This is a genomic window from Mucilaginibacter sp. cycad4 (assembly GCF_034263275.1).
Classification (GTDB): Bacteria; Bacteroidota; Bacteroidia; order Sphingobacteriales; family Sphingobacteriaceae; genus Mucilaginibacter.
The window spans coordinates 2,629,487-2,643,281 of record NZ_CP139559.1 but is presented as its reverse complement, the minus strand read 5'-3'; the positions used below and the strand labels follow the sequence as shown (position 1 = coordinate 2,643,281).

13 protein-coding genes are annotated in these 13,795 nt (G+C 43.0%); 5 read left to right on the top strand and 8 right to left on the bottom strand.

Going from position 1 to position 13,795, the window contains the following annotated elements:
• Positions 1-44: 44 nt before the first annotated feature.
• Both SNE26_RS10645 and SNE26_RS10640 read right to left on the bottom strand, forming a co-directional pair.
• Positions 45-329 carry a SelT/SelW/SelH family protein gene (locus SNE26_RS10645; protein ID WP_321559340.1) on the bottom strand — a complete coding sequence of 95 codons (285 nt, stop codon included), beginning with the start codon at positions 327-329 and terminating at the stop codon, positions 45-47.
• The gene (locus SNE26_RS10640; protein ID WP_321559339.1) at positions 326-1,222 is read right to left on the bottom strand and encodes an MOSC N-terminal beta barrel domain-containing protein; all 897 of its coding nucleotides are present in this window, start codon (positions 1,220-1,222) and stop codon (positions 326-328) included. The genes SNE26_RS10645 and SNE26_RS10640 overlap by 4 nt, the downstream gene beginning before the upstream one ends.
• Before the next feature lie 140 nt (positions 1,223-1,362).
• Between SNE26_RS10640 and SNE26_RS10635 the strand changes: the two genes are divergently transcribed.
• Together SNE26_RS10635 and SNE26_RS10630 are read left to right on the top strand one after the other, a co-directional pair.
• Positions 1,363-3,072, top strand: a complete 1,710-nt coding sequence (locus tag SNE26_RS10635) for a GMC family oxidoreductase (RefSeq protein WP_321559338.1) — start codon at positions 1,363-1,365, stop codon at positions 3,070-3,072.
• Between the two features lie 146 nt (positions 3,073-3,218).
• Positions 3,219-3,938, top strand: coding sequence for a ThuA domain-containing protein (locus SNE26_RS10630; protein ID WP_321559337.1), 720 nt, complete (start codon positions 3,219-3,221; stop codon positions 3,936-3,938).
• Between the two features lie 132 nt (positions 3,939-4,070).
• On the opposite strand, the gene SNE26_RS10625 is transcribed toward SNE26_RS10630, so the two are convergent.
• The 4 genes from SNE26_RS10625 to SNE26_RS10610 form a co-directional block, all read right to left on the bottom strand.
• Positions 4,071-5,330, bottom strand: coding sequence for a nucleoside permease (locus SNE26_RS10625; protein ID WP_321559336.1), 1,260 nt, complete (start codon positions 5,328-5,330; stop codon positions 4,071-4,073).
• Between the two features lie 213 nt (positions 5,331-5,543).
• The gene (locus tag SNE26_RS10620; RefSeq protein ID WP_091164922.1) at positions 5,544-6,143 is read right to left on the bottom strand and encodes a bifunctional nuclease family protein; all 600 of its coding nucleotides are present in this window, start codon (positions 6,141-6,143) and stop codon (positions 5,544-5,546) included.
• Between the two features lie 23 nt (positions 6,144-6,166).
• Complete coding sequence (locus tag SNE26_RS10615; RefSeq protein ID WP_321559335.1) at positions 6,167-7,144, bottom strand: electron transfer flavoprotein subunit alpha/FixB family protein; 978 nt, start codon at positions 7,142-7,144, stop codon at positions 6,167-6,169.
• A gap of 29 nt (positions 7,145-7,173) precedes the next feature.
• Complete coding sequence (locus SNE26_RS10610) at positions 7,174-7,911, bottom strand: electron transfer flavoprotein subunit beta/FixA family protein (protein WP_321559334.1); 738 nt, start codon at positions 7,909-7,911, stop codon at positions 7,174-7,176.
• Between the two features lie 45 nt (positions 7,912-7,956).
• Here SNE26_RS10610 and SNE26_RS10605 point away from each other — a divergent pair, with 45 nt between their 5' ends.
• Positions 7,957-8,298 (top strand): tetratricopeptide repeat protein, encoded by a 342-nt coding sequence (locus SNE26_RS10605; RefSeq protein ID WP_321559333.1) that lies wholly within the window; start codon positions 7,957-7,959, stop codon positions 8,296-8,298.
• Positions 8,299-8,423: 125 nt separating this feature from the next.
• Entirely contained in the window at positions 8,424-9,623 is a 1,200-nt protein-coding gene (chrA, locus tag SNE26_RS10600) for a chromate efflux transporter (RefSeq protein WP_321559332.1), read from the top strand.
• Between the two features lie 136 nt (positions 9,624-9,759).
• Here the strand turns inward: chrA and dnaB are convergent, their stop codons facing one another.
• Positions 9,760-11,325 carry a replicative DNA helicase gene (gene dnaB, locus SNE26_RS10595; protein WP_321559331.1) on the bottom strand — a complete coding sequence of 522 codons (1,566 nt, stop codon included), beginning with the start codon at positions 11,323-11,325 and terminating at the stop codon, positions 9,760-9,762.
• 305 nt (positions 11,326-11,630) lie between these two features.
• Between dnaB and rlmB the strand changes: the two genes are divergently transcribed.
• Positions 11,631-12,395 (top strand): 23S rRNA (guanosine(2251)-2'-O)-methyltransferase RlmB, encoded by a 765-nt coding sequence (rlmB, locus tag SNE26_RS10590; protein WP_321559330.1) that lies wholly within the window; start codon positions 11,631-11,633, stop codon positions 12,393-12,395.
• Between the two features lie 63 nt (positions 12,396-12,458).
• Here the strand turns inward: rlmB and SNE26_RS10585 are convergent, their stop codons facing one another.
• Positions 12,459-13,544, bottom strand: coding sequence for a mannose-1-phosphate guanylyltransferase (locus SNE26_RS10585; protein WP_321559329.1), 1,086 nt, complete (start codon positions 13,542-13,544; stop codon positions 12,459-12,461).
• Between the last annotated feature and the right edge of the window lie 251 nt (positions 13,545-13,795).

Below are 13,795 nucleotides of genomic sequence, written 5' to 3'. Positions count from 1 at the left end.
ATTATATAGAAAGGATATTTTATACAGACATTGTTATATAAAAGTTACAGTTGATGCCTGTCTGAATGGCCAAGGCTTTTACCCGGGTTAACTTTATCACGAACGGCCTGTTTTAACTCTTTAATCTCAGGAAAATGTCCATCGCGTTTGCGGTCAAACAGTGTTTCTTCATCAACACTGATAGTATACCTTCCACTAACTTCGCTTGGTTTTAAGGTAACGCCATTTACGTCATCGGTAAAAGTAGTAAGCAGTTCCTGCGCCATATAAGCTGCACGCATCATCCAGTTACATTTAGGGCAATATTCTATAGTTATAGTCGGTTTCATGTTGTTGTAATAGGTTTCTTTGCTACAATAAATCTTTCGTCTGTATGGGTGCTTAAAATCTTAAGCTCGTCACCCGCCGAGATTATGCCTGTATTTTCATGCACCAGGTTTTGTCCAAACATGATCTTGTTATTTTTCATGCGGTAGGAGGCAAGGGTTTTTAGAGGATCCTTGGCTTTTACAGCCGTTTGCTGATCAATGGTAGTAAGCACACAACGTGCGCAAAGTTTTGCGCCGTAAAAGGTAATGCCTGCTATATCAATCTCATCCATCAGGTCTTCGCTGTAAGCATCACCACCGGAGAAGACGATGTTTGGCCGAAAACGGTTCATTGGCAATGGCAATATCATTCGTTTGTTAAGATCATCAAGCGAAGCCTGCCCAATAAGCAGAAAAGGATAGGCATCGGCAAATGAAGTGATCATTCCGGGTTTAGCATAACGCTGATCAACTTCTCGTTCACTGTCATCCGGCATATAAACAAGGCGGCATTTCATATGGAGCGCCTTGCTGAACCATTGGTCAAACTCTTCGCTTACATATTGTCCAAAGCAGATGTCGTCCCAAACGGCAAACTGTTGCAAGGGCTTTCTTTCACCATTAAATGGAATTAATAATGATGCAGTTGAATGATGATGTACAGCTATACCATCAGTTTCTATTGTTGCCTTTAATAAGGCCATCTGCGGAAACTCGCGCTGTGTTACAAAATGCCCATGTTCGTTAACCAGCATCCAGCGCCTGTCGTATTGTAGACCACGTGTTGTAACTACTGCGCTTTGTACAGAAATACCACCAAGGGATTTGATGGGATAGATAAATAGTTCACTTACCTGGAGCATGCTGTAAAAATAAATAAAAGAACCATGATTTTCAGGATTAGAAGATTTCATGATGTTTGGGCTAATAAACATCATCGGGGTAATCCATTAATCCCGAAAATCATGGTTTTTTTTTCTTCACAATCGATTGCTATATCAATTTTTAATTGATATACTTGTTTTATCCAATCTCAAAACCAATTTATAAAACTATGCCATTAAGTAATGTAAACGGCAAGGCTAAGGCTAATAATACCTATGATGCCATTGTAATAGGCTCGGGTATCAGCGGCGGCTGGGCGGCAAAAGAGTTATCCGAACTTGGCTTAAAAACCATTATGCTTGAACGGGGCCGAAATTTTGAACACATTAAAGATTACAAAACCGCCAATCAGGATCCATGGGACCGCCATCATGCCGGTTCGCCAACCCAGGCCCAGCGTAAGCAGCGCCCGGTGATCTCACGTAACTGGGGAGCTACCGAACCTATTATGGATTACTGGACTGATGAACAGGCCGCACCTTACACCGAGATTAAACCGTTTAACTGGTGGCGCTCATACCAGCTTGGCGGCCGCTCCATTTTATGGGGAAGGCAAAGCTATCGCTGGAGCGATTTTGATTTTGAAGCAAATGCTGAGGACGGCTGGGCTATTGACTGGCCTATCCGATATAAAGACCTTGCACCCTGGTATGATCATGTGGAGAAATTTGCTGGTATCAGTGGTTCGCTTGAAGGTTTGCCGCAATTGCCCGATGGACATTATTTACCGCCAATGGATATGAACTGGGTGGAGAAAGATGTGGCTGCCCGGATCAAAAAGAACTACAATGGTACAAGGCACATGATCATTGGCCGCACAGCTAATTTAACTGCGCCTGTTCCGGGGCGTACTCAATGCCAGTTCAGGAACAGGTGCTGGGAAGGATGTCCTTTTGGCGGATACTTTAGCACGCAGTCTTCTACTTTGCCTGCTGCTTTGGCAACTGGTAATTTAACGGTGAGGCCGTATTCTATCGTTACTAAAATATTGTATGATAAGGATACTAAAAAAGCCAAAGGGGTAGAGGTTCTTGATGCCGAAACTAACCAAACTTATGAGTATTATTCAAAGATAGTTTTCGTGAATGCTTCGGCACTGAACAGTGCCTGGGTGTTGATGAATTCGGCTACCGAAATTTGGCCTGATGGACTGGGCAGCAGCAGTGGTGAGCTTGGTCATAATATTATGGATCATCATTATAATCTGGGTGCAAGCGGATTGGTTGAAGGTTTTGAAGATAAATACTATTACGGCCGTCGGGCTAACGGTATTTATATTGTACGCTTTGCCAACCTGTTTGATGATAAACGCGATTATCTGCGTGGTTTTGGCTACCAGGGAGCGGCAAGCCGTATGGGATGGAGCCGTGAAATTGCCGAATACAATATCGGAGCTCAATATAAAGATGCGCTTACTGAACCTGGCCCATGGACAATTGGTATAGGCGGGTTCGGCGAACTGCTGCCTTATCACGAAAATAAAATCACCCTTGATAAAACCCGCAAGGACAAATGGGGGTTGCCTATTTTAGCGATGGATGCCGAGATCAAGGAGAACGAAAAGAAAATGCGTTTCGATATTGTGAGGGAAGCTAAAGCCATGCTTGAAAGTGCCGGAGTTAAAAATATTGAGACCCATGACCGTGGCCACAATGTTGGCGATGGTATTCATGAAATGGGGACCGCACGAATGGGACGTGATCCTAAAACTTCGGTATTGAATGGCAACAACCAGGTATGGGATGCCAAAAACGTTTTTGTTACCGACGGTGCCGCTATGACCTCATCAGCATGTCAAAATCCATCATTAACATATATGGCCATGACGGCCCGCGCCGCTCATTTTGCTGTAGATGAATTGAAGAAGGGAAATTTATAATCACCACCAACGTCACCCCGAATTTATTTCGGGAACCCACGTGCTAAGCAGTCGACATGTATGATGTGTGCTTAGCGCCTGGGATGCTGAAACAAGTTCAGCACGACGGCCGTATTTTAATGCGTTTACTAAAAAAATAATCAACCATGAAAAAACTAATCACCATTTGCCTTTTAATAGGAACTTCAATAACCCAGGTACTTGCTAAAGATAAAGTACTGGTATTTTGTAAAACCGCGGGGTTTCACCATAACTCCATAGCGGTAGGTGTGCCTGCAATAATTAAACTCGGGCAGGAGAATAATTTTGATGTAGACAGCACCACTGATGCCGCGAGGTTTACCATGGATAATTTAAAACAATATAAGGCGGTAATATTTTTAAACACCACCGGCGATGTTTTAAACGACACCCAGCAAGCCGCTTTTGAAAAATACATCCGGTCGGGCGGTGGTTTTGTTGGTGTGCATTCGGCAACTGACACGGAATACAACTGGTCATGGTACGGCAAGCTGGTTGGCGCTTATTTTAAAAATCACCCGAGCAAGCAACAGGAAGCTGTATTAAATGTGGTTGACCGCAATTTTATCGCAACCAAACACTTGCCAGAAACCTGGAAACGCCTTGACGAGTGGTATAACTACAAATGGATTGGTAATGACCTGCACGTGCTGATCAAGATTGACGAAAAAAGCTACACAGGCGGCGAAAACGGTGAGAATCACCCAATGGCCTGGTATCACAATTTTGATGGTGGCAGGGCCTTTTATACCGAGCTTGGGCATACTGATGCGTCATATTCGGAGCCTTTGTATTTGAAACATCTTTTAGGTGGAATTAAGTACGCGATGGGTTGGAAGAAATAGTCTGAACCGTGATTTGGGGGGATTCCCCGGATAACATGCAATAGCGAGGGCTCACGAATTATCGTGAGCCCTCGCTATTTTAAGTAAGAAAATCCTGTAATCCAAAATATTCCCCAAATCCCGGTTCAGAAATTACGCATGTTGTATCGCTTCAACAAGCGCCTTATTATGTTTATACCTAAACACGAACGGGAAGATAATAGCGATTACCAGGGCATAGCCCGCAAATGTGAGCCAGATGCCATGCCAATCTTTAGCGCCGCCCGGCAGTAGAAAAAATTTATCGATGATCAAACCGCTTGCTATGCTTCCGAAAAAAGCGCCGAAACCATTTACCATCATCATAAACAAGCCTTGCGCGCTTGCTCTGATATCCGGGGTGGCCTGTGTTTCAACAAACAGTGAACCAGATATATTGAAGAAATCGAAAGCCATGCCATAAACAATACATGACAATACGATCATCCATAAACCACCGGCCGGATCGCCGAAGGCAAAAAGGCCAAACCTTAATACCCAGGCCAGCATGCTGAACAGCATCACATATTTGATACCAAATTTGCGCAGAAAGAATGGGATCAGTAAAATGAAAAAGGTTTCAGAAAACTGGGAGATAGACATGATAATAGCCGGGTATTTTACGCCGACCGAATCTTTGTAGATGGCTATATTTTTAAAGTCCTGTATAAAGGTATCACCATAAGCATTGGTAAGTTGTAAGGCTGCTCCCAAAAGCATGGAGAAAGCGAAGAAAATAGCAAACTTCGGGTCTTTAAATAATTTGAAAGCATTCAATCCTAACGAGTCAACAAATGATTTGTTGGTTGTTTTTGCGGAAAGCGGGGGGCATTTTGGAAGACTAAAAGAATAAATACCAAGGGCAAGGGCTACGGCCGATGCTATATAAAACTGGTTAGGAGAGGTTTCGTTATGTGTGAGACTCACTGTCCATAACGCGGCTATAAATCCGATAGTTCCCCAAATCCTGATAGGGGGGTAATCTTTAACTACATCTTTGTTATTACTTTTCAATGCCGAATATGCCACTGTTATTGATAGTGAAAGGGTTGGCATATAAAAGATCATGTTGATCAGCATTACCCAGAAAAAGGCGGAAGGACTGGTAATTAAAGGCAGGGTAAATAAGGATGCCGCACCTAAAATGTGCATGATACCGTATAACTTTTCGGCATTGATAAATCTATCCGCTATGATACCGGTAAGGGCAGGCATGAATATAGCCGAAATGCCCATAGTACTGAAGATAGCTCCAAATTGTGCGCCCGACCAATGTTTATCCTGAAACCAGTATGCACCAATGGTAAGCAACCAGGCTCCCCATATAAAAAATTGCATAAAATTCATCAGTATTAAGCGGAACTTAATATTCATACGGTACCTGGTTTAAATAATTTTAGTCAGTGTTAAATTAAAAGCGGAAAGTAGTGAAATAAATGTAAATCAGAAAGCTACAAGTGTAGAAATTACGATTGTTAAACAGAAACCCGGGATTGGGTTTCTGCTATATAATATTGATACAACAAATTATTATTTTAATAATAGAGCGTCCGGATAAATCCGAAATCGAAAATCCCAATTCCGAAATCAGGATGCTTTACGTTTGTTCAGCTCATCGCGAATCTTTGCCGCTTTTTCGTATGACTCTTCAGCCAGGGCTTCCTGGAGCTTGGTTTTTAACTCCTCGGTACTGATAGAAGCGTAACCGCTTACTGATGCGCTTACCGATTTTTCTTCAGGTGTTTCGTTGATATTTTCCAGATAAACAAAATCGTTACCTTCTATAACAATGCCTGCAGTTGAAAGGATGAATTCATAAGTAAAGATAGGGCAGTCAAAGCGTACAGCCACGGCAATAGCGTCAGAAGTGCGGGCATCTATCTCCACAGAGCGTTTTCCATCGCTGCAAACCAGCTTGGCATAAAATATCCCATCAACTAAATTATAAATGATCACTTCCTGAACTTCAATCTGGTAAGCCTGGGCAAAGCTCTTGAACAGGTCGTGTGTAAGCGGGCGGCTCGGGGTCATCTTTTCTATTTCGATAGCTATAGCCTGGGCTTCAAAGCTCCCGATGATGATAGGCAAACGGCGGCGGCCACTTACTTCGCCCAAAACAAGTGCATAGGCGCCCGATTGGGTTTGACTGTATGATAAGCCGACAATATCAAGCTTTATTTTTTTCATGTTATTCCCCATCACACCTGTATTTATGCTGAAGCTTTATATTCTTTAACGGCTGCTATTAATTTAGGAAGCACCTCAAAGGCATCGCCAACAATCCCATAATCGGCTACCTTGAAAAACGGCGCCTCAGGATCTTTGTTTATTACTACGATAACTTTTGATGAACTTACCCCGGCCAGGTGTTGAATAGCACCTGAAATTCCGACTGCAATATACAAATTTGGACTGACAGCAATACCGGTTTGTCCAACGTGTTCGCTATGCGGCCTCCAGCCTGCATCTGATACAGGTTTTGAGCATGCGGTGGCAGCACCTAAAAGCTCAGCCAGTTCTTCTATCATACCCCAGTTTTCAGGCCCTTTCAAACCACGGCCCCCTGATACCACAATTTCTGCGTCGGGCAGGGAAACCTTATCTGTTGAACGAACGATCTCTTTGATCATAGCCTTAAAGTCAGATGCCTTGGTTTCAACGCTGAAATCCTCAACCTGGGCAGTGCCGCCTGTTTCCACAACTTTGTACGAGTTGGGTACAAGCGCGATAACTTTGATGGCAGAAGTAAGGTCAACAATGGCAAAAGCTTTACCAGAAAATGCTGTTTTTTTAATCTTGAACGAGCCGCCGTCCTGAACAGGGAGCGCTACTGCTCCATCGGCAACACCAGCATCCAGTTTTACACCAACTCTTGGCGCCAAGCCACGACCCGAGAAGGTATTTGATAAAACCACAACAGCCGAACCCTCCTTTTTTGCGGCTTCGGCTATAACGGAGGCATAGGCCTGGTTTACAAAGTCTTTCAGCTTATCACCAGAAACATTAAGCACTTTATTGGCGCCGTATTTACCCAATGAAGCTAATTCGGCCGCATCAACATTGCCTATTGAAACCGCGGTAAGGGAAGTGTTATTTTGATCGGCAATGGCGCGGGCATAAGAAACGGCTTCAAAAACCGATTTTTTGAATTTGCCCCCGGTATTTTCCGCATATATTAAAACTGACATATTTATCTGTTAATGATTTAGATCATAATTTATATAACACGCGCTTCGGTATGCAGCAGCTCAACCAGTTTAGCAGTATCATCGGCAGGTATAAGCTTCACCTGGCCGCGCGGGGCAGGTGTTTCATAACTAATGATCTCCGAAAATGTTTTTACCTCAACCGGCTCCACAACTGTAAGTGGCTTGGTCCGGGCCGACATAATGCCGCGCATATTAGGTATTTTTGGTTCGGCCACGCCCTCGGCAGTACCGGCTACAAAAGGATAGGGGATAGTTAAAACTTCTTTACCGCCCTCAATCTCGCGTTCAACAGTTGCCTCCGTGTCTGCGGCATCTAATTTTTTGATAATAGATACCGATGGCAAATCAAGCAATTCGCCCAGCATACCCGCAACTTTCGACCCGTTATAATCAATAGATTCACGACCGGTCAGGATTAGATCAAAAGGATTTGATTTTACATATTGCGCAATCTGATACGCTACATACCAGGCATCGTGCGGTTTAGCGTTTATTCGTACCGCATCGGTAGCGCCAATGGCCAGGGCTTTACGTATAGTGGCTTCTGTATTTGCCTCCCCAACATTTATTACAGTTACTGTACCTTTACCGCCATCGGTTAGTTCAATGGCGCGCGCGAGTGCAATTTCATCATAAGGGTTAAGTATAAACTGAACCCCGTTTGTATTAAATTGCGTGTTATTATCAGTAAAAGTTATTTTTGTGGTGGTATCAGGAACATTACTTACACATACCAGAATCTTCATATCAATAGGTTTTTGCAAATTTAGTTAAAAAAGATAGAGTTTAAAATGGAGTTAAGCAGATTGAATAAGCTGTTGGAATTTATAAAAAATGAACCGGATGATGAATTTCTGAAATATGCCCTGGCAACTGAATATCTGCGTCTGAATGAGACAGATAAAGCCCTTGCCTATTATGAAGATTTAGTGAATAATCACCCGGGCTACGTTGGTACCTATTATCATTTAGGTAAGCTTTATGAAGCATTGAACCGTAAAGATGATGCCATTAAAACCTACGAAAATGGTATGAAAGTGACCAAAGAAAAGCGCGATAACCATGCTTTTTCTGAATTGCAGGCAGTATACAGGCAGGCAACGGGCTTTGAAGAAGACGATGATGACTATTAGTTTTTTTAGTTCATAGTTAATGGTTCATAGTTCATGGTATTTTTATCGGATACTTGTATTGTCGATTAAATTATTCCGGCTATGGGCCATGAACCATCATCTATGAACATTCTTATAAGATCTAAATGAGAAAACGGCAGCTTTTATTCCTTCGGGATGTGCTGATTTATACTTTTACAGCTTTTGGAGGCCCACAGGCGCACATCGCGGTTTTACTGCGCGAGTTTGTTGAGAAGCGGAGATATATTACTGAAGATGAGCTGATGGAGCTCAACGCCTTATCGCAGGTGTTGCCCGGTCCTTCGTCAACCCAAACACTGGTTGGGATAGCCTGGAAAGTGGGCGGGCTCAGACTGGCTATTATTACATTTTTAATTTGGATCCTGCCTTCGGCCACTATTATGTGTATGGCGGCTATCAGCTACAATATGGTTGCCAATAAGGCAAAATTTGCACATGTAATCACTTATGTACAACCTATAGCGGTTGGTATAGTTGCTTACGCCACTTACACGTTTGCCAATAAATTTTTGAAAACCAGGATCAGCACCATGTTGGCTATTGGGTCGCTGATTGTGACACTCATCCTTCAAAATGCATATGCCTTCCCTATACTGATATTGCTTGGCGGCATTATATCATCGGCCATGGAAACCCAGCAGCAGGAAAACGAGTTGAGGGTAAAACTGTATTCAAATGTAAACCCTAATAAGGTAGCTTATTTTATTGGTATCCTGCTATTCTTTGCGGCTTTGGGTTCGGTAGTAAATCAAACGTCGCCATTCAGCTTGCCAATCCGTTTGTTTGAAAACTTTTACCGTAATGGCATCCTCATTTTTGGAGGAGGACAGGTACTTGTGCCGCTCATGTATACCGAATTTGTTGAGGTTAAGCACTATTTAGGCCGATCGGAGTTTTTATCAGGTTATGCCTTACAGCAGGCTTTGCCCGGACCTACATTTTCATTTACATCGTTTTTGGGTGGGATTACACTTGGTAACAAAGGTTACAGCATTTGGGGGCAGGTAATTGGTAGCCTGGTTGCTGTTATCGGCATCAATACGCCGGGCCTTATCCTGATCCTTTTTATAGTGCCGTTTTGGGAAGATCTGAAGAAGATAACGCGTATAAAAAACTCCCTCAGTGGTATCAATGCCGTAGCCGTAGGCTTTATGGCAACAGCGTTAATTTTACTGGTAAGGCCTTTTGGTTTAAACTGGACAGCCTATGCATTGATGATTGGTACGTTCCTGGTGTTGCATTTTACCAAAATAAAAACACCGATAGTGATTATTATCGGTGTGGTTTTGGGAATAGTATTTTAAGCCCCCCGGCCCCCTAAAGGGGGAGCGTACTTATCGCGACTCGTTTGCTGTGATATTAAATAAGAAAGCTTTACCATGGTAAAGCTTTCTTATTTAATATCAAGATTGGGAACTCCCCCTTTAGGGGGTCGGGGGGCTAAAACGGTGGTTCATCATCAATGTCGTCCATTCTTGAAGGGCGGATAATGAAGTTGCTTTGCTTTTCAAAATCCTGTGAAGGGGCAAGGCCGGCAAAAGCATTACCTGCAGGAGGAGGGAAGCCATCCATACCTTCTTCAAGATTAGTGAACTTAACGTATTTGCCCACAAATTTTAGTCGTACTGTTCCTGTTTCGCCGTTACGGTGTTTGGCAATAATTACCTCGCCTACACCCTGTGTGGGGTTTCCATCCTCATCTTCAGTTAAACCGTAATATTCAGGGCGGTAAAGGAAAAGCACCATGTCGGCATCCTGCTCAATAGCGCCCGATTCACGTAAATCTGAAAGCATTGGCCGTTTTGAGTTGCCCGGCCGGCTCTCAACCGCACGGCTTAACTGCGAAAGTGCAATAACCGGAACACTTAGCTCCTTAGCAACTGACTTTAAAGCACGCGAAATACTGCTAATCTCCTGCTCGCGGTTACCGCCGCCGCCTTTACCTTCGGCCTTGCCGTGCATCAACTGTAAGTAGTCAATGATGATCAATTGAATATCGTATTGCGATTTTAAGCGACGGCATTTTGCCCTGAATTCAAATATATTTAGTGCGGGCGTATCGTCAATGATGAACGTTGCTTTTTCAAGTCTGCCAATTTTGGAGTGCACCTGTTGCCATTCCCATTCTTCAAGCGTGCCTTTACGGATTTTTTCCTGCTCAATTTCTGCTTCACCTGCTATCAAACGGTTAACTAACTGTACCGACGACATCTCCAGTGAAAACACTACAACCGGTTTGTCAAAATCAACCGCGGCGTTACGGGCACAACTCAATACGAAGGCTGTTTTACCCATCGCCGGGCGTGCCGCAATGATCACCAGGTCTGATTTTTGCCAGCCCGAGGTCATCCGGTCAAGGTTGGTGAAGCCGGAAGCAACACCTGTTAAGCCGTCTTTTTTATCCTTTAGGGCTTCAATATCCCTAAGGGCTTCATGAACAAGATCGTCCATATTACGGGCATCGCGGCGCAGGTTGCTTTGAGCTATCTCAAACAGGTTTTTTTCGGCCATGTCCAGCAAATCGAATACATCGCTGGTATCTTCATATGCGCTGTTGATCACTTCTGTAGAAATGCGGATCAGCTCACGCTGGATAAATTTCTGAATGATAATACGTGAGTGGAATTCGATATTGGCAGCCGAAGCAACACGGCTGGTAAGTTCAGTGATATAATAGGCGCCGCCAACCATTTCAAGCTCGCCCAGCCTGCGCAATTCGGCAGTCACGGTAAGGATATCTACGGGCTGTGTTTTTTCGAACAGGAGCTTTATTGCGGAAAAGATCTTTTGGTGATTAGTTTGATAAAAAACTTCGGGTTTTAAAACATCAATAACTGACGAAAGTGCATCTTTCTCCAGCATAAGCGCGCCTAAAACGGCCTCCTCCAAATCCGTGGCCTGCGGCTGCAATTTGCCACCTGCAATGAAAGGAGTTGGATTGGTGATCCGGCTACGGCGTTCAAAAGTGTTCGGCTTGTTATACTGGTTGTTATTCTCGAAACTCATAAGGGTACAAAAATATACAAAAAATGGTTCGGCGGGCAAAGGAAACACCTAACATAGTGTATCGGCATTTTAAAATAATCATACACAGGGCGATAATTTAAAGCTTTTTAATAAACACCGCAGTGTGGATAACTTTTTAACGAAATATGAGCCTATTGATTTACAGCTAATTGAATCAATGTTAATAAAGTTTTGCAATGTTGATAGCATTTGCACTTAAAGGATAGTAAACCCAAAAGGGTTATCAGTTCAATAACGGCTTAATCAATTAATATAGCTACTTTTGTCAAAATTCAAATCATAAAATGGCATTTAATTCAAGGCCTCAGCGCGAAAGCAATCAAATGGTTTTCGGGATCAGGGCGGTAGTGGAAGCTATTCGTTCAGGTAAGGAAATCGAGGCATTATTTATACAAAGGGGCATAAGCGGCGGCTTGATACAGGAGCTTAAAGAGCTGATGAACGAGTACCAGATAACTGCACAGCAGGTCCCCGTTGAAAAACTAAACCGCATTACCCAGAAAAATCACCAGGGTGTTATAGCCGTAATTTCGCCTATTGTTTATCAGAAGATAGAGAACATCATTCCCGAAGTATTTGAGAAGGGGGAAACGCCATTAATATTGGTTTTAGATAGTATCACCGATGTGCGGAACATGGGCGCCATTGCCCGTACTGCCGAATGTGCCGGTGTGCACGCCATTGTGATCCCGGCCAAAGGTTCAGCGCAGATAAATCCTGATGCCATTAAAACCTCGGCAGGGGCATTATACAAAATCCCTGTTTGCCGGCATGATAATTTTATGCAAACTGTACGCTTCCTCCAGGAATCGGGCTTGCAACTGGTTTGCTGCACCGAAAAAACACAGGAAAATATTTATGCGCCAGATTATACCGTACCTACGGCCATCGTCATGGGATCGGAAGAGGATGGGATCCGCAACGAGATCATAAGGATCTCCGACCACCTGGCCAAAATTCCTATGTTTGGCGAAATTGAATCGTTGAATGTATCTGTATCAACCGGGGTGATTTTGTATGAGGCGGTGAGGCAGAGAGGAGTTAATTAGAGATTGGAGGTTAGAGATTAGAAGATTTTTTTTAACTAATCTCCAATCTCTAATCTCTAATATTTAAATATACTTCGTCCCGAACTTATTCTTTACATCAGCTACAACCTGCTTGATGTTCTGTTCCTGGTCGCGCGGACAGATGAGCAGGGAGTTGTTTGATTCTACCACAATATAATCATGCAGGCCCTGCAGGATCACCAGCTTTTCGCCGGGCACATTTACCATACAGTTTGATGAATCATACATGATCACTTTTTCGGCAGGGATCACGGCATTGCCTACATAATCCTTTTCGGCCAGGTCATATATCGATGCCCAGGTGCCCAGGTCGCTCCATCCAAAATCCGACGGCAATACATACACATTATCGGCTTTTTCCATAATGCCGTAATCTATCGAGATGTTAACGCATTGCTGATATGCCTTATGTACATAAGGCTTTTCATCATTTGAATTATAAACCGGCCTTGCCTCGGCAAAAATTTCGTGCATTTCGGGCAGGTGCTGGCCAAATGCCTTAACAATAGCCCTGGCCGACCAAACAAAGATACCGGCGTTCCATAAAAAGTCGCCGCTTTGAATAAAGGTTTTGGCTATCTCCAATGTTGGTTTTTCGGTAAAGGTTTTTACCTTATGAAACTCATCATTGATAACGTTATCAGTATATTGGATATATCCGTAACCTGTATCGGGCCTTGATGGTTTAATGCCCAGGGTTATCAGGTAATCATTTGAAGCTGCGGTTTGCAGCGATTTTTCAATAGCGGCAACAAAAGCATCTTCATCCAGGATCTGCTGATCGGAAGGGGCTACAACAATGGCGGCATCGGGGTTAAGGCTTTCAATTTTAAAACAGCCATAGGCAACACAGGGTGCCGTGTTTCGCATTACAGGCTCAGTAAGGATCTGCTGATCCTCCATATCGGGCAATTGTTGTTTTACAAGTTTGGTGTAGTTTTCGTTAGTAACAACGTATATATTCTCTTTGGGGCATACTTTCAGGAAACGATCGTAGGTGTTTTGTATTAAAGTTTTACCGGTACCAAGTATATCGATAAACTGTTTGGGGTGCGACGTACGGCTTATCGGCCAAAAGCGGCTTCCAATCCCTCCAGCCATAATTATCGCATAATAGTTTTTATTCATGAGAAAGTAAAGAATTTTAATTTGTTATATCGACCGTAAAAATGTGTAATAATTTGTTAATTATCCATTAAGTGTAGCTAAATAATTTAACGGCATATGTAGTAACAAATTTGTCTGGTTATTTAAATGGTCAATTAAAGAAATTGTTTTTCATCTAATCATCATTTTTGCATAAAATTTAAAAGTAAATCCATCGTTTATTTAGAAAATTTTGTTACTTTAAACTTTTAAATACAATTTAAGAATTTGTT